The organism is Achromobacter spanius (assembly GCF_039673305.1).
GTDB lineage: Bacteria > Pseudomonadota > Gammaproteobacteria > Burkholderiales > Burkholderiaceae_B > Achromobacter > Achromobacter spanius_F.
Genome location: NZ_JBDJLJ010000002.1, coordinates 286,744 through 306,583 on the forward strand (window position 1 = coordinate 286,744; position 19,840 = coordinate 306,583).

General features: G+C 65.5%; 18 protein-coding genes. 12 read left to right on the forward strand and 6 right to left on the reverse strand.

All coding sequences use genetic code 11. The features are described from left to right. Positions 1-31 precede the first annotated feature (31 nt). The 4 genes from ABE485_RS03535 to ABE485_RS03550 form a co-directional block, all read right to left on the reverse strand. Entirely contained in the window at positions 32-1,603 is a 1,572-nt protein-coding gene (locus tag ABE485_RS03535; protein ID WP_346513498.1) for an ABC transporter substrate-binding protein, read from the reverse strand. A gap of 55 nt (positions 1,604-1,658) precedes the next feature. After that, positions 1,659-3,104, reverse strand: a complete 1,446-nt coding sequence (locus ABE485_RS03540) for a M81 family metallopeptidase (RefSeq protein ID WP_346513500.1) — start codon at positions 3,102-3,104, stop codon at positions 1,659-1,661. 116 nt (positions 3,105-3,220) lie between these two features. Continuing rightward, positions 3,221-3,634 carry a RidA family protein gene (locus ABE485_RS03545; RefSeq protein WP_346513502.1) on the reverse strand — a complete coding sequence of 138 codons (414 nt, stop codon included), beginning with the start codon at positions 3,632-3,634 and terminating at the stop codon, positions 3,221-3,223. 26 nt (positions 3,635-3,660) lie between these two features. Further along, positions 3,661-4,797, reverse strand: coding sequence for an NAD(P)/FAD-dependent oxidoreductase (locus ABE485_RS03550; protein WP_346513504.1), 1,137 nt, complete (start codon positions 4,795-4,797; stop codon positions 3,661-3,663). A gap of 297 nt (positions 4,798-5,094) precedes the next feature. Here ABE485_RS03550 and ABE485_RS03555 point away from each other — a divergent pair, with 297 nt between their 5' ends. The 3 genes from ABE485_RS03555 to ABE485_RS03565 are packed head-to-tail and all read left to right on the forward strand — an operon-like array spanning position 5,095 to position 9,780. Further along, positions 5,095-7,758 (forward strand): dynamin family protein, encoded by a 2,664-nt coding sequence (locus ABE485_RS03555; protein ID WP_346513506.1) that lies wholly within the window; start codon positions 5,095-5,097, stop codon positions 7,756-7,758. Next, on the forward strand, positions 7,755-8,684 hold the full coding sequence (locus ABE485_RS03560) for a diguanylate cyclase regulator RdcB family protein (protein WP_346513508.1): 930 nt from the start codon (positions 7,755-7,757) through the stop codon (positions 8,682-8,684). Before ABE485_RS03555 ends, ABE485_RS03560 begins: the two co-directional genes overlap by 4 nt. Next, complete coding sequence (locus ABE485_RS03565; RefSeq protein WP_346513509.1) at positions 8,677-9,780, forward strand: patatin-like phospholipase family protein; 1,104 nt, start codon at positions 8,677-8,679, stop codon at positions 9,778-9,780. Before ABE485_RS03560 ends, ABE485_RS03565 begins: the two co-directional genes overlap by 8 nt. A 55-nt stretch (positions 9,781-9,835) precedes the next feature. On the opposite strand, the gene ABE485_RS03570 is transcribed toward ABE485_RS03565, so the two are convergent. Continuing rightward, positions 9,836-10,327, reverse strand: coding sequence for a MarR family winged helix-turn-helix transcriptional regulator (locus ABE485_RS03570; RefSeq protein ID WP_346513510.1), 492 nt, complete (start codon positions 10,325-10,327; stop codon positions 9,836-9,838). Positions 10,328-10,462: 135 nt separating this feature from the next. Between ABE485_RS03570 and ABE485_RS03575 the strand changes: the two genes are divergently transcribed. The 3 genes from ABE485_RS03575 to ABE485_RS03585 are packed head-to-tail and all read left to right on the forward strand — an operon-like array spanning position 10,463 to position 13,220. Then, on the forward strand, positions 10,463-11,728 hold the full coding sequence (locus tag ABE485_RS03575) for a flavin-dependent oxidoreductase (RefSeq protein WP_346513512.1): 1,266 nt from the start codon (positions 10,463-10,465) through the stop codon (positions 11,726-11,728). After that, the gene (locus ABE485_RS03580; RefSeq protein WP_346513513.1) at positions 11,725-12,210 is read left to right on the forward strand and encodes a DUF3237 domain-containing protein; all 486 of its coding nucleotides are present in this window, start codon (positions 11,725-11,727) and stop codon (positions 12,208-12,210) included. Before ABE485_RS03575 ends, ABE485_RS03580 begins: the two co-directional genes overlap by 4 nt. 44 nt (positions 12,211-12,254) lie before the next feature. Continuing rightward, positions 12,255-13,220 (forward strand): Bug family tripartite tricarboxylate transporter substrate binding protein, encoded by a 966-nt coding sequence (locus tag ABE485_RS03585; protein WP_346513514.1) that lies wholly within the window; start codon positions 12,255-12,257, stop codon positions 13,218-13,220. A gap of 23 nt (positions 13,221-13,243) precedes the next feature. Here ABE485_RS03585 and ABE485_RS03590 read toward each other — a convergent pair whose 3' ends face one another. Then, entirely contained in the window at positions 13,244-13,615 is a 372-nt protein-coding gene (locus tag ABE485_RS03590; protein WP_346513515.1) for a tRNA-binding protein, read from the reverse strand. Between the two features lie 127 nt (positions 13,616-13,742). On the opposite strand from ABE485_RS03590, the gene ABE485_RS03595 reads away from it, so the two are divergent. From ABE485_RS03595 to ABE485_RS03620, 6 genes are all read left to right on the forward strand, one after another. Continuing rightward, entirely contained in the window at positions 13,743-14,261 is a 519-nt protein-coding gene (locus ABE485_RS03595) for a hypothetical protein (RefSeq protein WP_346513516.1), read from the forward strand. Between the two features lie 214 nt (positions 14,262-14,475). Then, entirely contained in the window at positions 14,476-15,075 is a 600-nt protein-coding gene (locus ABE485_RS03600) for a nitroreductase family protein (RefSeq protein ID WP_346513517.1), read from the forward strand. Positions 15,076-15,276: 201 nt separating this feature from the next. Beyond that, positions 15,277-15,705, forward strand: a complete 429-nt coding sequence (locus tag ABE485_RS03605) for a VOC family protein (protein WP_346513518.1) — start codon at positions 15,277-15,279, stop codon at positions 15,703-15,705. 13 nt (positions 15,706-15,718) lie between these two features. Then, on the forward strand, positions 15,719-16,645 hold the full coding sequence (locus ABE485_RS03610) for a LysR substrate-binding domain-containing protein (RefSeq protein ID WP_346513519.1): 927 nt from the start codon (positions 15,719-15,721) through the stop codon (positions 16,643-16,645). A 134-nt stretch (positions 16,646-16,779) separates the two neighbouring features. Next, positions 16,780-18,864 (forward strand): DUF4387 family protein, encoded by a 2,085-nt coding sequence (locus ABE485_RS03615; RefSeq protein ID WP_346513521.1) that lies wholly within the window; start codon positions 16,780-16,782, stop codon positions 18,862-18,864. A 98-nt stretch (positions 18,865-18,962) separates the two neighbouring features. Beyond that, on the forward strand, positions 18,963-19,784 hold the full coding sequence (locus tag ABE485_RS03620; RefSeq protein ID WP_346513522.1) for a lysozyme inhibitor LprI family protein: 822 nt from the start codon (positions 18,963-18,965) through the stop codon (positions 19,782-19,784). Positions 19,785-19,840: the final 56 nt, after the last annotated feature.

Below are 19,840 nucleotides of genomic sequence, written 5' to 3' on the forward strand. Positions count from 1 at the left end.
GGCCGGGCGCGCAAGGCGCCCGGCGTCTGCCTTACGGTTTTTCGATGTTCCACATCACCGGAATGCCGGACTTGATCAGGTCGGTGTGCTTGAGGCCGCGCACCGCGAAGACCGGCTTGAACTCGCCCCACATCACGTACGGCACCGTCTGGTAGGCGCGCGCCTGGATCTGCGCGGCGAGGTCCTTGCGCTTGGCGGCGTCGGTTTCGCGGATCCAGCTGGTGCGCAGCGTGTCCAGTTCCTTGTCGCAGGGCCAGCCCGGCAGGCTGTTGCCGCAGGCGGCCGAGAGCCAGGGGTTGGTGACCGGCGTGCTGGCGTCGAAGTAGCCGCCCCAGGTCAGGAAGATGTTCCAGCCGCCCTGGGCGGGCGGATCCTTCTTCAGGCGGCGGCCGGCCAGCGAGGCCCAGTCCATGGACTGCACGTCCACGTTCATGCCGGCCTTCTTCATGTTCTGCGCCAGCACCATCACGGCGGGGGCGCTCAGGTGGTCGGTCGGGTACAGCAGCACGACCTTTTCACCCTTGTAGCCGGCCTCCTGCAGCAGCTGCTTGGCGCGCGCCGCATCGGTCTTGGCGTAGGGGGCGGCGCCCGCGTCCGTCGCCAGGGGCGAGCCGCAGATGTACATCGTCGCGCAGTAGTCGACGCGGTACTTGTCCGGATAGCCCATGGCCGTCAGCATCTCTTTCTGGCTGACCAGGTGGTAGAGCGCCTGGCGGGCCAGCGGATTGTTGAACGGCGGATGCAGGGAGTTCAGGATCACCATGCCTTGCGAGGCGACCGAGGTGCTCAGCGTGATGTCCGGGTTGGTTTCGAGCACGGGCAGGAAGTCGGGCGTGACCTGTTCGATCATGTCGACTTCGCCGTTCATCAGGGCGGCGGTGGAGGTGTTGCCGTCGGGGATGTACACCCACTCCACGCGGTCCACCTTCACGTTCTTGCCGCCCGCCAGGCCGTCCGGCGCTTCCGAGCGGGGCACGTAGGCCGGGTTCTTCACATAGACGACCTTGTTGCCGGGCACCCATTCATCGCGCTTGAAGAGGAACGGGCCCGACCCGACCATCTCGGTGACCTGGGTGTTCGGGTCCGTCATGGCCAGGCGCTTGGGCATGATGAAGGGCGGCATGCCGGAGGGCTTGGACAGGGCGTCCAGCACCAGGCCGAAGGGTTCCTTCAGCGTCAGCGTAAAAGTGTTCTCGCCGGTGGCGGCGAGCTCGGCGCCGGCCGCCATCATGGCCTGGCCGAGCGTGTCCTTCTTCGCCCAGCGCTGGATCGAGGCAATGCAGTCCTCGGCCGTGACGGGCGTGCCGTCGTTGAACTTCAGGCCGGGACGCAGGGTGAAGGTCCAGGTCTTGCCGTCCTCGGACGTTGTCCACGTGTCCACCATCTGCGGCTTCACCTGGCCCTTGCTGTCCTGTGCGAACAGCGTGTCGAACACCATGTAGCCATGGTTGCGCGTGATGTAGGCGGTATTGAAAAGCGGGTCCAGCGTCTTCAGGTCCGCGTGCGGCACCAGCCGCAGGGTCTTGGTCTGCGCAAGCGCGCCGGTGGCGGCGGTCATGGCCAGGAGCGCGGCGGCTCCCAGCAGGCTGAATCGTCTGATCATCGTTTTCCCCTTGTTGGTTCTATGTGCCCGTCACGGGCGGCAAATGGATGTGGCCTCAGGCCTTGAACGGCCATTTCGGCAGCTTGCGCTTGACGAATGGCAGCGTGTTGAGGTCATTCGTGATGGCGCCCGGCGTCTCGACGTAGATGACGTGGCGGCCGACCTGCGAGTACGAGGCGTAGAAGTGCTGGGAGGATTTCACGATGATGAGTTTCATCGCGGCGAGGTCCACGCCGAACTGCGTGAAGAGGTCCGTGCCCATGGCCTGCGTCCGGTTGGTGGTCATCACGAGGGTCACGCCGCGGGTGCGCACGACGGCGGTGTCGCCCAGCAGCGCGGGGGTTCCGGCAAGGCCCGTCATGACGGCGTCGCGCTTGAGCGCCAGGATTTCGCAGTCCAGGTCCAGCGGCTGGCCCGACACCGGCGCCACCTTGCCGCCCACGCGCAGCTTGATCTGCGCGCCTTGGCCGGCTTCAAAGCAGAGCTGCACGGCTACCGGGTCCCAGAACGGGCCCGTGGCGACGTCGGTGATGCCGCGCGCCAGCACGCGCTCGAGGATGAAGGTGGCGTCGCTGGGCGCGCCGCCGCCCGCGTTGTCGGCGGAGTCGGCCAGCACCACGGGAAATTCCTTGTGCGCCAGGGCCTGGTCCAGGGCCTCGTCGGCGCCGGGGTACGGCGGCGCGAGCTGGTCGCGAAAGCCGATGAGCTCTTCGCCCAGCGCGCGCGCCAGGGCTTCGGCCTGGGCCGGGTCGCCGTCGGTGTAGACCAGCACCTTCGAACCCATGTCGGGCGTGTCGCCCCACGGGAAGCCGTGCGCGATGGACACGGACAGCACGCCTTCCTTGCCCTCCATGGCCAGCAGGCGGTCCACGAATCCGCGCATGGGCTCGCGGCTGGTGTGCATGATGGAAATCATCTCGCAGTCAAAGACGGCGCGGGCGGGCTTGGTGCGGCCTTCGGCGCGCGCCACGCACAGGTCCACCAGGTCGTAGGCGCGGTCCAGGATGTCGGTGTGCGGGTATTCCTTGAAACAGACCAGGAAGTCGGCGCTGTTCACCATGGCGTCCGTCAGATGGCAATGCGGATCCAGTTCGGCGCCGATCACGGTGTCGGGGCCGACGATCTCGCGCGCGCGGGCGAGCAGGTCGCCCTCGCAGTCGTCGTAGCCGTCGGCCACCATGGCGCCGTGCAGGCCGAACAGGGCGATATCGACCTTGCCCGCGCGGCGCAGGTCGTCGAGCAGTTCGTCGCGCAGGGTTTCGTAGGCGTGGCGGGTGGTGATGCCGGCCGGCGTCGCGCCCGCGGTCAGGCCTTCGATGAGCGTCCAGTCCTTGCCCACGGCGCGTTGGCGCGCGGCCCACAGCGGGCCCGAGAACATCTGCATGCGGTCAGGGTGCTGGCCGGCGGGGTAATAGCCGCGGGAACGGTAGGCGGACAGGCCGGTCGGGATCGGAGAAAAGGTGTTCGTCTCGGTCGCCAGGGACCCGGAAAATATCTTCATGGATGACGCTCCGCGCAAGAGAGGACTGGGGGCGCGGGCATCGACGCGCGCGCGTGGGGGTGTCGCGCCGCCAGGCGCGGGGCCTGGCGGTGTCATGCAATCGATCAGTTGCGGCTTCAGGCTTCGGAGGTCGGGCCGGGCGCGTAACCCCGGGCCTGGGCGTCGCCCAGCCATGCCTGCACTTCGATTTCCACGTCGACTTCCATGGCCAGCTTGGCCTCGACGGTGGAACGGGACGGGAAATCGGACGAGAAGTGGCTGCGGTAGGCTTCGTTGAACTGCGCGAAGAGCGCCAGGTCGGACAGCCAGACGGTCACGCGCACCACGTCCTTCAGGCCAGCGCCTGCCAGCGCCAGCGTTTCCTTGATGCGCTCGATGGCGGCATGCGTCTGGGCGGCGATGTCGCCGCGCACGACCTGCCCGGCGGCGTCCATCGGGATCTGGCCCGACAGGAACAGAAAGCCGCCCGCCTGGGTGGCGCGCGAGAACGGCAGGGGCAGGGAGCTGGGGTAACGGGTGATGGCGGTCATGGGGGTCTCGGTCGTGGGAGTTCTGGTCAGCGCAGGCGCTCGGGACGCACGGCGTCGGCATTGACGCCATGCGCGTGCAGGTGATCGGGAACGGGCTGGCGCGTCAGCAGCGCGGCGGCCAGTTCGGACGTGGCCGCGGCGGTCTGGATACCGTAGCCGCCTTGCGCCGCCAGCCAGAAGAAGGCCGGCGCGTCCGCGTCCCAGCCCACCACGAAGTCGCCGTCGCGCACGAACGAACGCAGGCCGGCCCAGGTGTGCTTCGGGCGGCGGATCGTCAGCGACGTGGCGGTCTCGATGCGGTAGATGCCGGTCGCCACGTCCAGTTCCTCGGGCACCACGTCGTGCGCGGCCACGGGGTCCGCGTTGGCAGGCGAGCCCAGGAGCTGGCCGGCGTCGGGCTTGAAGTAGTAGCTTTCATCCACGCCCACCACGGCGGGCCAGTGGGAGAAATCCAGGTTGTCCGGGCCGCTGAAGGTGAAGGCGGTGCGGCGGCAGGGCTGCAGGCCCACGGGCGCGGCGCCGCACAGCGCCGCGGCGTGGTCCGCCCACGCGCCGGCGGCGTTGACCACGACGCGGGCGCGGATCGTGCGGCCATCGGCCGTCGTCAGCGTCCAGGCGCCATCGTCGTAGGCGGCCGACACCAGTTCGGCGTTGTTGTGCAGCACCGCGCCTTGGCGGGTCATGCCGCGCAGGAAGCCCTGGTGCAGGGCGTGCACGTCGATGTCGCGCGCGTCCGGCTCTTCGATCGCCCCGCAGAGCTGGTCCTCGCGCAGGCAGGGCACGCGCGCCACGGCCTGTCCGGCGTCGATCAGCGTCACGTTGGGCGACTGGCTGTGGAAGTCTTCGAACACTTCTTGCAGCAGGTCTTTCTGTTCCGGCGTGGCGATGTACAGCACGCCGCGCGGGCTGAGCAGGGGATGCTCGCAGAAACCTTCCGGCGGGTGTTCATAGAAGGCCCGGCTGGCGCGCGTCAGCGCCTTGATCTGCGTCGTGCCGTAGGTTTCCATGAACATGGCCGCCGAGCGGCCCGTGGAGTGGTAACCCGGTTGGGACTCGCGTTCCAGCACTGCCACGGACGCCGAGGCGCTCAGGCGGTAGGCCACGGACGCGCCGGCGATGCCGGCGCCGACCACGGCGAAATCGTATAGGGGTTCAGCAGTCATTTTGTCGGAAGCGAGAATTCTCTTATTTGATAATTCTCGAATACGATAGTTTTTTGGCTGGGTGGGGGTAATAGGGGAATGCCCTGATGGAGCGCGAAGGGAGCCAGAGAAGAAGGGTGAATCCCGGCACAGCAGGCTGGCGAGACACGACGTATCGAAAAAGTGTCAAGGACAGAAAATTAATTTCAAGTTGTTATCATTGCTGCCAAATCTCACGAATACCAGTTGGCGGGTCTCTGTTCATCGGCAAATGGAGAAACCCGGTGGTCCGATTATTTTTCTGGAGTTGTGGCAAAAGTGGACGTCAGTATCAACGACCTGCAGCAAGAAACCCTTCGTCTAATCGCTCTTCAAACGGAAATTCTTTCGAAGATTGAGCAGCGGACCGAGCACGCATCAATAGCTGGCAAGAAAGCTAACCGCGAGGCGGTAAAGAGCGTGGAACCGGACGTTGATGCCAATATGCTTTCGGTCGAAGCAATCCATGCCAAGAAGAAAGTGCTGGAAGAGCACCGCATAAAGGTCGAAAGGCTGGACATGGTGCTGGCGGTTGTCGGCACCATGAAGGCGGGAAAATCGACCACTATCAATGCAATCGTCGGTCGCGAAATCCTGCCTAATCGAAACCGGCCCATGACGGCGCTGCCCACCCTTATCCGCCATTGCCCGGGTCAGATCGAACCCGTATTGAAGTTCGAAAATCGACAGCCGATTGCGGATCTGGTCAAAAAGCTCAAGACCAGAGTGGATGGCCTGAGCGAGAAAACCCTCGAAAAACGCACAGCGGAAGACGAGAACCTTGAAGAAATCCTACGGCAGGTGAGACGCGGCGCCCTACCCAAGGCGAAATATCAGGGCGAGGACGGCATTTATCGCTTCCTGTCGTACTTGAATGATTTGGTCCGGTTGTCGGCCGAACTGGATGTGCCATTTCCTTTCAGCAAATACGCTTCAATCGAGGACTTTCCCGTTATCGAGGTCGAGTTTTTTCACTTGTCCGGATTGGGCAGCGACGGGAGCGGCCGATTCAGCATTCTGGACACGCCGGGTTTCAATGAGGCGGGGCAAAAGGATACGCTGCTGCCGATGATGCGGGATCAATTGGAGAAGGCCTCCGCCGTTCTTGCGGTGCTTGACTACACGCAATTGAAATCGGATTCTGAAGAGGATCTGCGCGAGGAACTGAATGCAATCGCCAGCACCGCCGGTGGCCGCATGTTTGCATTGGTCAACAAATTCGACGCGCACGACCGCAATTCCGCCGATGCGTCCAAGACGCGTGCCTATGTCGCCAATCACCTCCTGGACAATGCCGGCATCAAGCCGGAGAACATTTACCCCGTCTCGGCCCGCAGGGCGTATCTGGCCCAGCAGGCGCTCCTGGCGGTGGAGCAACACGGTCGGCTCGAATGGAACGCGGAATCGGCAAATGATCGATGGATTCCGGACTTCGGCAAGGAAGTTCTCGGCATTTTCTGGGAGCGGCAGATTGCGGATCCCCAGATAGTCAAAGCGGCTGCGGAATCGTTGTGGAACGAGTCAAATTTTGCAGACCCTCTGCAAGACGTCATTCATTTCGGCTACGCCAGTGCCGCCTTCCAGGCCATTGACGCGGCAACGGCGCGACTTGCCCAACACGCCAGGGAATTGGACCTGGTGGTGACGAGCCGCCAACAGATGCTCAAGGCGGACGCCGCTGATATCAAGGAGTTGTTGAAAGTCAGCAAATCGCAGATCAGAGCTTTGAGCAAGATCCGTGCGAGCGCGGAGGAAGATCTGCGCACACAGATCAGCGACGTCAGTAAATCCGTTGCCGCGGGGCAAGGCCGGGTGGGCAAGGAGGTTCAGAAAGCCATCCAGGATTTTCTGAAGAAAGGCGCGCTGGAGATCCGGGCGAAGATCCGCCTGGAGTTGGCTGCGGCGTTGAAAAGCTTCAAAGCCTTTCAGGACGCCGGCAGGGATGAGCGGGAAGCGATGCTGAATCATGTCGCTGAATCGGCCTCGTTGGACCTGGAGCAATTCGACATCGCGCTGGAACGGCTCAAGAAAAAGAAGAAGACAGCCTCCCTCGAGGATCTGCGTGTTTTTTTTTCTCAAGAGCAGGCTGACGCGCCAGCCGCAATAAGGATTGCCGGGATCTCTATCCTGATGGGCGGAAAACGCAGCCGCCAGAAAGAGGTGCAGGTCATCAGCAGCGACGCGGTTTATGGCAGCCGGGAAGAAGCACAGAAAAAACTGACCGAAGTCGAAGGCGCGCTCAGAAAGCTTCTGAACGGATCGCGCGCGAGCCTGGAACTCCTTCTTGAGGATGCGCATCGCGACCTGCACGAGAAAATGCAGGCATTGACCGCCGACATTACCGCGCGGACCAGTCAATTTTCAGACAATGCAGCGATCGCCGGGGTGGCTGCCCTGAAATTCGACGTCCCTGAAGTGCCGCTGATTCGAGCGCCGCAGGCGCTGGCACAGCATAAGGCGAGCTTGATCGATGACCAGTCCCGTCGCGTTAGACATCGGGTCGAGCAATCCGGGATATTTGGCTGGCTAAAGCGCAGAGTGGATTATTTTGGTGGCGACTGGGGCTACGACGAGCGCGGCAGCACCGAATCCCGGTTCGTTATTGACATGAACAAACTGCAGGCGCATTGGACAGCCATGTTGGCCGATGAGTCTGCGATGCAGAAGCACGTGGTGCAGGAAGAGTTCGCCGAGCCGATAACGCGAGCGGGACAGCGATTCTTCGAGGCAATCGAGGGCCGCTTTGCGTTGATTCAGGAAAGCCTGGAGGAAGGCCTGCGCGATCATGAAGAGAGCGAACAGACGCGCGCCGACATTGCTCGTTTCCTGGCGGAGCTGGATGTCCAGAAGGCGCACATGCAAGATGACCTGAAAACGCTGTCGCGCACCGTCGGCACGCGGGTGCGGCTATTGCGTGAAGCGACGCAGCGGGAGGCGGCATGATGACGACCCACGACCCCGAACACTTCTTTCAGGCGGTGCCCGCCGCCAGGGAAAAGGCTCTGATTGACATGGTCAACTGCCTGGATGTCGCCGATGACCACCTCCGCGTCTCGGTGTCGAGCCAAAAGGGGTTTCTCGGGCGCGTCATCGGGCTGTTCTCTGGCGAAACGCAGCAGCGTCAACATGCGATTTCACAGAATCAGCAGACAACGCTGCGCCAGATGTTGGATGTGACTAACGTGCTTAGCCGGGAAGTGGCGTACGGCCATAACACGTTGGCGAAAGTCAGCGACCGGGTGACCCACCTTGAGCGCAGCCTTGCAGGGATAGCAAACGCGGTGGCAGATCAGCGCGCGGCGCTGCGCGACTTCTCGGGTCAAGTCCGGCAGAATCTGCTCCGCGTGGATGACGCGCTGGGCCGGCTGGACATGCATGCGGCGGCGAGAGACCAGTTGGACCATATATTCAGCTTGTGGAGCGCCGGTCAATGGGATGGCTATGCCATGGCAGCGCGCTGCTACGTCGCCTTGAATGAGCTGGACCACGGCGTATTCGGCGAATACTGCCGCCGCTTTCAGGATGAGCGCAGCAGAAACCTGAGAACGCTCGCTGTCGCCAAAACGGCTGAACGTCTCCGCCACGATGCGGGCGTACCGCTGGATGAACCGGTGAGCCTTGAGCGCTGGCTTGCTCCAATCGCGGCCGAGACTCGGCGAGGCGACGGAGAGGCCCTGGCCTGGCTTGGCGACCAGGCCAGGCTGACTGGGAAAGCGCCGATCCTATATCTCAGCACGCAATGGCAGGTGTTGCCCCGCGCGCCGGAGTTGCCGCCAACGGTGCCTCGAATTCCCAGCGCGCGCCGGTTGGCCGGCATGATGGACACTGCCTTTTTTGGCGGCCTGGAAAGGAAGGCGGAGCATGACTGAACAAAATCGGGCTGGCGCGGGAGTTGGACTGGTATTGTCGGGCGGAGGCGCCAAAGGCGCCTATCAGGCGGGCGTGCTCAGCGCCTTGACCGAGTCCAACATCAGTGTGGGCTGCTTGGCCGGCGCAAGCATAGGGGCACTCAACGGTGCGATTGTTTCTGCCGCTTCTTCGCAGGAAGATGCGGTGCGTCGTCTGCAGGCGCTTTGGGAGGAGCTGGCCCAGGTCCCGCCTATCCGCTTTGGTGGACGCCTATTGAAAGTGCCGGCGTATGTGGCTGCTTTGATGTCATTCGGATTGCCTCTGCGCGCGGGCGCGGGGTTGGCGGCCGCCTTGCGGGCGACGATGATGGCCAGGTCGGTGTGGGACAAGGTGGTGGACGTCATTCCGGCGCTGCAGGTTTTCGAGGGCGACAACGACGGCCTGGTGTGCAACAAGCGCATTACGAGCCTGATAGACGAGTATCTGCCCGAAGGGGGGTTACCGGACAGGCTCCCCCTGCATGTTTCGGTGTTTCCCACGCAGGGCGCCTTCCGCGACATCCTCTCCATCGTTGGTTCGGGACTGGGATTAACCGATACTGCCGACTCCGAGTTCATGCATGTTCAGGCCCTGCCGGTGCGGGAGCAGAAAAAAGTACTGTTTGCTTCCGCGGCGCTGCCTCTGCTATTTACGCCCCAACGCCTGGACGGCAAGTTGTATACGGATGGTGGCCAGGGCGGTTGGCGTTCCGTGCAGGGAAATACCCCCATTCAACCGTTACTGGATGCAGGCTGCAGTCACGTCATCGTGACGCATCTGGCTGATGGTTCGGCCTGGGAGCGTCATCGTTTTCCAGACGCTTCGATTATTGAAATACGGCCTTCGGGTATCAGCCGGGGGAATACGTTCAGCGACTTACTGGGATTCGACGCTGAGCGCATCCCGGATTGGATCGAGCAGGGCTATGAAGATACGCTCGCTTGCCTGGGGCGTATTCGCGAAACGCTGGATGCTCATACGTCGTTGTCGGCTGCGCGCGGCGCGCTCGATGCAAGCCTGGCCAGAACGGGGGAAGCGGATCTGGCGCGCGCGATGAAGCGCTTGCGCGAGGGTTGATACGCGACCGTCCTTGACGGCGTGGGAATAACAGGAATGCCCTGATGGGCGTGCGCTAACCCAGCCTGCCCAGCAATCCGATCAATTTGCGACGTTCGGCCGCGCCGAGTTTTGCGCTGATGCGCGCATCGTGCGCCTGCACCGCCTCGGTGATGGCGGCCAGGGCGGCGTGGCCGGACCGCGTCATGGCCAGCGCATAGGCGCGCCTGTCGCGCTCGGCTTCCTGACGTTCCACGTAGCCGAGGTCCTGCAGCTGGTTGACGATCTGCACCGCGCCCGAACGTGCGATGCCCAGGATGCGCGCCAGGTCGGTGAGCTTGAGGTTTTCGTTCGCGGCGATCAGGGTCAGCGCGGAATAGCGCTGCGGCGTGATGTCCCACGGAGCCAGCGCCGCCAGGAAGTCTTCGTAGATCAGGATCTGCGCGCGGCGGATGGCATAGCCGACCAGATCGTCCAGCGCCCCGTACTGGACGCCGGGCACGTGCGGGTTGAAATGTTCGCCGCGGGCAGCAGGACGGCGAGGATGTTGGACTGAAGCTCTGGACATGGGGGCGGATCGCGGCTCGGGGGCCTCAACACTAATGCAGGCATTGTCGCCGCGCCACCGGATTACGGGAAATCCCCGGTGCGAAATGGAACATGATTTTGTTATGTTGCATAACAAATAAGACCAGGAGTAGACATGCAAATCGTCATTGCCGGCGCCGGTATCGGCGGGCTGACCCTCGCGCTGATGTTGCACCGGCGCGGCATCGGCTGCCGCATTTACGAGAGCGCGCAGGAATTGCGCCCCTTGGGCGTCGGCATCAACCTGCTGCCGCACGCGGTAAGCGAGATCGAGCAACTGGGCCTGATGCCCGCCCTGGCCGAACGCGCCATCGAAACTTCGCAACTGCACTACTACAACAAGCTTGGGCAGCCCATCTGGCGCGAACCGCGCGGGTTGGAGGCGGGCTATCCCTTGCCCCAGTATTCCGTGCATCGCGGCGAGTTCCAGATGCTGCTTGCGCAAGCGGTGCGCGATCGCCTGGGGCCGGATGCCATCGTCTCGGGCATGGCGCTGGAGTCGGCCGCCCAGGACGCCGCGGGCGTGTCGGCGCAGTTCCGGCGCCGCGCCGACGGCGCGCTGCAGACCGTGCGCGGCGACATCCTGGTGGGCGCCGACGGCATTCATTCGGCGCTGCGGCGCCAGTTGCACCCGGTGGGCGACGAGCCGCGGTTTTCCGGCCGCATGCTGTGGCGCGCGGTGACCGAGGCGCCGCCGTACCTGGACGGGCGCAGCATGTTCATGGCGGGCCACCAGGACCAGAAGTTCGTCTGCTATCCGATCTCCGAGCCGCTGCGCCAACAGGGGCGTTCGCTGATCAACTGGATCGCCGAACTGTCCGTCCCGGGCGCCGAATTGCCCGCCACCGACTGGAACCGCAAGGTCGACAAGTCGGTCTTTGCCGGCCGTTTTGCCGACTGGCGCTGGGACTGGATCGACATCCCCGCCATCATCGACGGCGCGCAGGCGATATACGAATTTCCGCTGGTGGACCGCGATCCCTTGCCGCGCTGGACGCGGGGCCGCATCACCTTGCTGGGCGATGCCGCGCATCCGATGTACCCGATCGGTTCCAACGGATCGGCCCAGGCGATCCTGGATGCGCGCTGCCTGGCCGACTGGCTGGACCACGCGCAGCGGGGCCGGACGCGTTCGGCGGAAATCGCGTTGCTGGAATACGAGGCCGAGCGCCTGCCGCGCACCGCCGGCATCGTGCTGCGCAACCGCCTGAACGGACCCGAACAGGTCATGCAGATGGCTGAAGAACGCGCGCCGGCGGGCTTTGCGGATATCAACGACGTGATCCCCAAAGAGGAACTGGCGGCGGTGTCGCTGCGCTACAAGCAGCTTGCGGGCTTTGACCCCGCCGCGCTGCGCCTTGCCCGTGGAGAACAGCAATGAGCGGCATCGATGCATCGGCGGATTTCCTGGCGCCCCGGCTGGAGCACGTGGCCACGGTGGTGGTCGACGTGGGTGCGCCGCAGGAAGTGGGCGATACGCCGCAGGGCCGCCGCCGGGTCATCCCGATCACGGGAGGCTCGGTGGACGGGCCGCTCCTGCGCGGCAAGGTGCTGCCGGGCGGGGCCGACTTCCAGATCATCCGGTCGGAAACGTTCACCGACATCCACGCGCGCTACGTCATCGAAACGCCGGCTGGCGAGCGCGTCTACGTGGAGAACACCGGCATCCGCACGGGCAGCGCCGAGGACATCGCGCGCCTGGCGCGCGGCGAGGCCGTGGATCCCGCCCGGATCTACTTCCGCAGCTACCCGCGCTTCGAGACCGCGGCGCCCGCGCTGGGCTGGATGAACGAGAGCCTTTTCATCGGCACCGGCGCGCGCTATCCGGACCGCGTGGAGCTGCGCTTCTACCGCATTTGCTGAACCCGGGGCATACGCCGCGGCAATAAAAAAACGAGGAGACAACCATGAACACCCTGTTGCGCCGCCTGCTGGGCGGCTTCCTGCTGTGCCTGCCGCTTGCGGCGACGGCGCAGTTTCCCAACGGCCCCGTGCGGCTGAACGTGGGCTTTCCGCCCGGCACGGGTCCGGACATCGTGGCCCGCACCCTGTCCCAGCACATGGGGCCGCTGCTGGGCGAGAGCGTCGTGGTGGAAAACAAGGTCGGCGCCGGCGGACAGATCGCCGCGCAGGCGGTGGCGCGCAGTCCCGCGGATGGGCAGACCCTGCTGCTGGGGGAGGTCGGGTCGATCAGCATTTCGCCCGCCACCTACCGCAACCTGAACTACGATCCGCCGCGTGATTTCGCGCCGATTTCCGAGGTGGTGCGGGCGGACTTCGTGCTGGTGGTTCCCGCCACGTCGCCCTACCAGGACCTGGCCGCATTCATCGACGCGGCGAAAAAGGCGCCCGATCGCCTGAACTTCGCGACGTTCGGCGCGGGCACGCCCGGGCACTTCGGCGCGGAACTGTTTGCGCGGGAAGCGGGCCTGAAGATCGAGGCCATCCATTACCGGTCGACCGGCGACGCCGTGTCGGGGCTGGTGTCAGGCGGCGTCCAGGCGGCCTTCGTGACGACCGCGCTGGCGGCGCCCCAGGTGCAGGGCGGCAAGCTGCGCGCCCTGGCCACCACCGGCGCGCAGCGTTCGTCCGCCCTGGCCGGCGTGCCCACGTTCGCGGAGCGCGGCTTGCCTGCCGTCAACTTCGGCGCCTGGTTCGCGCTGTTCGCGCCGGCGGGCACGCCGGACGCGGTGCTGGCGCGCCTGCAGGCCGACAGCGCGGCGGCGCTGCGCCAGCCGGCGGCGGTGCGCACGCTGGGCGAGGCGGGGTTCGTGGTGGTGGGCTCGGACCGCCAGGCGCTGCAGGCGCTCCTGGCGACGGAGACCAGGCGATGGACAGAAGTCGTGAAAGCGACGGGCTTCCGAGCGGACTGAACCGGCATCCCGACAGTCCGCCCTCAGGTCAGCCGTGCGCCGTTGGGCACGGCGTCGTCCGGGGCGGCCAGCACGATGGCGCCGTCAGCATCGGCAAAGCCCAGCACCAGCACCTCGGATCGCATCGGTCCGATCTGGCGCGGCGGGAAATTCACCACCGCCATGATGCGCCTGCCGGGCAGGTCTTCGACGGCATAGCGGGCCGTGATCTGGGCCGAGCTCTTCTTCGTGCCCACGCCCTCGCCAAAATCGATCGTCAGCTTGTAGGCCGGCTTGCGCGCCTCGGGGAACGCTTCCGCGGACAGGATGGTCCCCACGCGGATGTCGACACTCATGAAGTCGTCGAAGCCGATGAGCGCGGCGGCGGGGGCATTCGGGTCTGGCGTGACGTGCATGGGATTCCTTGGTTCGGGCCGGGCTCGCTCAGGCATGGCGGCGGCATTGCGCCCCACATGATGCCGCCCCAATTGTTTATAGTCACGCGCTCGCCTTTTCCCGGCGCATCCAAGGAGTCTCCGCAGCATGTCCGATCCCACCTACGATCACGTCCTGGCCCATCCGCCCCGCTGCCTGGATGCGGTGCGCGTCACGCCTGCCCCCGCCATCGAGGAAGACCGCGGCGAGGTGTCCGTGGCGTTCCGCCTGCAGGGGCTGGACGGCGCAACGACGGGCGAGATCCTCGGTTACGACCTGCGCGATTACAACGAGCACGTCGATGGCTACGAGTTCGTTTCGCCGCTGGCGGTGAAGTGGGACGGCGCGGCGGACGGCGTGGTCGTGTTCGACAGCGACATCCACGGCTATCACGGTGAGCTGGACTGCTCCGCCAAGATCCGCGGTGAGGGCGCGCCGCAGGCTTTCGCCTGCCCGGCCTGCCAGGGCACGCGCTTTGCCGTCTTCGTGCAGTTCGATTACGACGGCACGGATGAACTGTGGGACGAAGACCCGGCCACCGTGCAGAACTTTTTCAGCAACCTCATCGTGTCGGGCCGGTGCGTGTCGTGCGACACGGTGTCGCGCGTGCTGGACATGGACCTGTAGGCCGCCGGTCCTGCCAGGGGCCTGAGTCCCGGCCAAACGGCGCCTGCAAACGCGGCATTCTTCGCGTCTGCAACCACTGAAACCCGCATTCGCCTCATGGATGGAACAGTTTGTTCCAGCTTGAGTGCGCCTTAACGGGTGTTCGTGTCATGGGTCAGCCGGTAGAATTCCCTTCCATAGTCCCTCTATCTACTAGTCGAAAGGTCATATTCTCATGAGCAACGCATATCTCGACGCACTCAAGAAGCGCCGCACACAGTATTCGCTGGGCCGCAACCTGTCGGCCTCCAAGGAAGAGTTGGCGACCCTGATCCAGGACGCGGTCAAGCACAGCCCGTCGTCCTTCAATTCGCAAAGCTCGCGCGCCGTGATCCTGTTCGGCGCCGAAAGCGAAAAGCTGTGGAACCTGGCGATCGAGGAAGTGCGCAAGGTGGCGCCCGCCGAAGGTTTCGACAAGACCGAAGCCAAGCTCAAGAGCTTTGCCGCCGGCGTGGGCACGATCCTGTTCTTCGAAGACCAGGACGTGGTGCGCAGCCTGCAGGAAAAGTTTGCGCTGTACGCCGACAATTTCCCGGTGTGGTCGGAGCAGGCGGGCGGCATGGCCCAGCTGTCGGTCTGGACCGCCCTGGCCAACGCCGACGTTGGCGCCAGCCTGCAGCACTACAACCCGCTGATCGACGCCGCCGTGGCGCGCGAATGGAACGTTCCCGCCTGGTGGAAGCTGCGCGCGCAGATGCCGTTCGGCTCGAACGAAGCCGGCTTTGGCGACAAGCCCTTCATGGACGACGCCGAGCGCTTCCGCGTGTTCGGCTGACCGGCGCCAGGGGCGTCCTCGGGCGCCCCGCATGACGACGGCTCGCAGGCCCGCATTTCCCGACCAGGGAATGCGGGCCTGTCGTTTTTCGGGGCCGCATTTTCGGTTTGCAACCGGACGCCCGCCATATGTCCGATGCCGTCTTTCACCGGGGCGGATGGCGCTATAGTCAAGCGAGCCCCCAACCAGGAAGGAGCCATCATGCAGACCAACGAGATCCATCGCGGCCGCCTGATCGATCACATCCAGCTGGTCGTGCGCGATCTTCCCGCCAGCCAGCGGTTCTACCAGGCGGTGTTCGACGCGCTGGAGGTGCCGATGGGCGGCGCCGCGGAGGATTACTTCTGGGCGGACGAACTGTTCGTATCCACCGCCGACAGCGCCGCCGCGCTGGGCACGCTGACCGGACGCCATCACCTGGCGTTCCAGGCGCGGGACCAGGCCATGGTCGACGCCTTCCACAAGGCGGCGCTGGCCCACGGCGGCAAGGACAACGGCGCGCCGGGATTCCGCGACTACCACCCGGGCTATTACGGCGCCTTCGTGCTGGACCCGGACGGCAACAACATCGAAGCCGTGTTCCACGGCGAGGCCGAGCGCAGCGCGCCATCGGTCAAAGTGACGTTCTGACCGGGGCTGGCCCGTGCAACTGCGCCACCTTCGGTATTTCGTGAAGATTGTCGAGGCGGGCAGTTTTTCCCGCGCGGCCGCGCTCATCCCCGTGGCGCAGCCCGCGCTCAGCCAGCAGATCGCCGCGCTGGAAGAAGAACTGGGCGTGACGCTGCTGCACCGCAGCGCCCGCGGGGCGCGCCCCACCGCGGCGGGAGCCGCGTTCTACACGGAGGCGGCCTCCATCCTCAGCCGCATGGAACGCATACCCGAAATCGTGCGGTCGCTGGGCGGCGAGATCCAGGGGGTGGTGCGCGTGGGCATGTCTTCGACCCTGGCGTCGTTCCTGGCGGGGGAGCTGATGGAGAAGTGCAGGGCGGCGCTGCCCAGGATCAGCCTGCGCTTCAGCAGCGATGCCAGCGGCCAGCTGGGCTCGCGCATCCGCGACAGTTCGCTGGACCTGGCCCTGGTGTTCGAGGACGAACCGGTCACCGGCTTTCAGCGCCAGCCGCTGTTCAGGCAGCGGCTGTTCGTGGTCAGCCCGCGCAGGCCGGGCCGGCGTCCGTCGGGCATGCGCTTCGAGCAGCTGGCGGACATGCCGCTGATCCTGCCGGCGCACCCCAACATCACGCGCGGCATGCTCGACCGGCTGTTCACGCAGGCGGGCATCATGCCGCAGATCGTGGCGGAAACCGAGGTCTTCTCGGGGATGCTGTCGGCGGTGCAGGCCGGCATCGGCAATACGATCCTGCCGCTGGGGGATTTCTCGGGCGTGCCGGGGCACGCCATGGTCTGGGCCGTGCTGCTGGAACCGCCCGTCTACCTGACGGCGACGCTCATCGCATCGAACGACATGCCGCTGGCGCCGCCCGCCGAGGCGGTGCGCACGCTGCTCTCCGATTTCGTCATGCAGCAGGTGCAGGAAAAGGGACTGGCGGGCGCCGAGCCGCTCGCGTCCTGAACCCCTCCTGGCGCACCATATCCAGCGCCTATACCCGCATATCGACATAGTATTTTTTCGGATCGGCCGGCAAGCGCAAGCTTCACTCCCAGGCAGAAACCGCCGCTTTGGCGGACTGCGCGACAAGGAGAGTGATGATGGCCAAATTGATCTATCGGGTGGTGTCGGCGTGCGGCGCGCTGGGCTACGGATTCCCCAACGAATCGCTGCAAAAGGCGCTGGAAGGGCGCATCGACGCCGTGATCTCGGACGCCGGGTCCATGGATGCCGGCCCCTACTACCTGGGCACGGGGCAGGAGTACTTCGAACGCGAGGCCGTGAAGGCGGATTTCCGCCACATGGTCCAGGCGGGCGAGCGGATCGACGGGCCCGTCATCCTGGGCAGTTGCGGCATGGCGGGAGGCAACCGCAACCTGGACTGGATGATCGACGTCGCGAAGGAAGTGTTCGACGAGCTGGGCGTCAAGGACCGCGCGGTGGCTGTCATCCGCGCCGAACTGGACCCGGCCAGCGTCATCGGGGAGCTGCGCGCCGGGGCGCTGCGGGCGACGGGCGCGGGCCCCGAGCTGGACGAGGCGGCGCTCGCGGAAAGCACCATCGTGGGCCAGATGGGCATCCATCCGCTGATCACGGCGCTGGAAGGGGGGGCGAAGTACATCCTGGCGGGGCGCTCGTGCGACATCGCGCTGTTCGCCTCCGACATGATCCGGCGCGGCATCGATCCGGGGCTGGCTTACCACGTGGGCCACGTGCTGGAATGCGGAGCGCTGGCCTGCGACCCGGGCTCGCCGTCCGATTGCCTGGTCGCCGAGATCTACGACGACGGCACCGCGCTGTTCGTCGCGCCGGACCCCGCGCGGCGCTGCACCCCGTATTCGATCGCGGCGCACTCGCTCTACGAGGAAAGCCATCCGCAGCTGCAGTTCTATCCGGAAGGCATCCTCGCGATGGAGCACACGGAGTTCTTCGCGCGCGACGCCCGCAGCGCCGGCATCCGCAACAGCCTGTTCGTCCGCGCTGGCAAGCCCTGGCCCTGGAGCATCAAGCTGGAAGGCGCGCGCTGCCTGGGCAAGCGCAAGGTGTCGCTGGTCAACCTGGATCCCGCGGATCTGCCGCGCGTGCCCGCCGACGTGCTGGTGTATGGCCGCAACGGCGTGCAGGCCGCGCCCGTGCGGGACGGGGAAAACGAACTGGGCCTGATCGTGGAAACCCGCGCGGCCACGGCCGAGGCGGCGGAAACGCTGGCCAGCCTGCTCACGCATTACCTGATCCACTACGGCTATCCCGGCCGCAAGGCCACCGCCGGCAATATCGCCTATCCGCTGTCGCCGAACCTGGTGAGCTTCCGGCGCGAAGACGGGCAGTACGGCGCCGTTGTTCCCAGCGGCACGCGCGATCCGGTGTTCCAGGCCAGCTACGCGAAGATCAAGGACGCCGTGATCAAGCTGGTGCAGGCGGAATTTCCGGATGCGCTGCGCGACGCAAGCTGGCAGATCCATGAGGCCGGCGCAAGCCGTCCGGTGGCGCTGGTCCGCAGCATCGACCGCGATCCCGCGCAGCTTGCCTGGCGCCATCGTGCGGCGCTGGACCGGCTGCTGGCGCTGGCGCCGGCCCAGGCGGGCTCGCGCCTGGAGATGGACGCGGGCGATGCCTACGAATGGACGCTCTATCACCTGCTGCAGAACGAAGACATCATCAAGCACCGCATGTTTCCCATCACCTACTTCCGCGCGCAGGGGGCGGACTGGACCGAAACCGGCACGGAGCGTCCGCGCTACGCCGAGATCGGCGTGACGGGCTACGACGGCAACCTGGATGACCGTACCCTGTCGCTCATCGCCGACGCGCCGCCCGAGGGCGACCCGCTGGGCGAGGAGCCGCTGCTGGACATGGCCGTGGTGATCCGCAGCAAGGATGCGGGCATCAACCGGCTCACCTTCGACATTGTGTTCAATTCCGCGGGCGACTACGAGACCGCGCTCAGGTCGAACGTGTTCTGCCCCGCGAACGTGGCGCGGGTGCTGCATCTGGCGCCCGAGCGCGTGGTCGGCGCGTTCTTCGTGGACAGCTGCAATGCCATCAAGCTGACGATAGACCGCCCGAACCTGTCCGCGTCGCCCGACGAGCGCGACGTGTTCGGCGCGCAGCAGCAGGCGGTCATCGAGCGCCTGGCGATTCCGCGCTACGCCGAACGCCTGGCGCTGGCCTCGGCCTTGTAGCGCGGGCCGGGAAGCGGACCCGTTTTCATGCAAAAATTGCCCGGCTCATCAGCCGCCAAGCCTGGCGGGTCCGCCACCCGAATCCACGAAAGGATCAGATGAAACCTGCATATCCCGCGCTACGGCTGTTTTTCCTGGCAGGCACGTTCGCGCTTTCCGCGCCCGCGCTCGCGATTGACTGCAAGAAGGCGGCCACGGCGGTCGAGAAGCTGATCTGCTCGGATCGGGGCGCCGTCTCCGCCGATGCCGAATTGAATCGCAGCTACGCCGCCCTGCTGAAGCAGGCGCCCGATGCCGACATCCGCGCCATGCTGGTGCAGAGCCAGAAGCGCTGGCTGGCGGCGCGGGACCAGGCACTGGAAACGCTGATCGGAACGCCCGACGCGCTGCCGGACGGCAAATCCGCGGCCGGCATCGCCCGCGACCTGATCCGCAGCCGTAGCGCCGAGTTCAAGGAAACGGCCAAGGGCGAAACCGTGCCCGGCATGATCAGCCGCGCGATCGCGCAGCAGCGGTTCCAGGCGCAGTTCACCGGCGGCAAGTTCGCCGGCTACTCGACCTCGTGCGACGTGCTCCCGCGCGACTACGCCTACTACGCCTGCTTTGCAACCCGGCACTACCAGAACAATGACCGGGTGTGCTCGGTCGACGAATACTGGGCATCCGGCAGCGTCTACACGCGGCGCTACGTCGCCGACGTCGTGGACGGCAAGCCCAAGGTCATCGCGACCTGCTCGTTCAACGGCGACGACGCAGCCTGCTTCGACGCCGGGGGCAAGACGCAATGGAACCGCAAGCCCGCGCAGCCCGAGAATCTGTATGCCGCGGGGCCGCTGCCGAAGATCGACGGCGAGATCGCGGACGACGACGATTTCGAATGGACGCAGGCCTGCCTGGCCGACCCGGCCTTTCCCCGCTGATCCCCGGTCGGTCTTCCTGTCCAGCGTTCTGAACACGGCCCTGCCGCCCGGGGGCA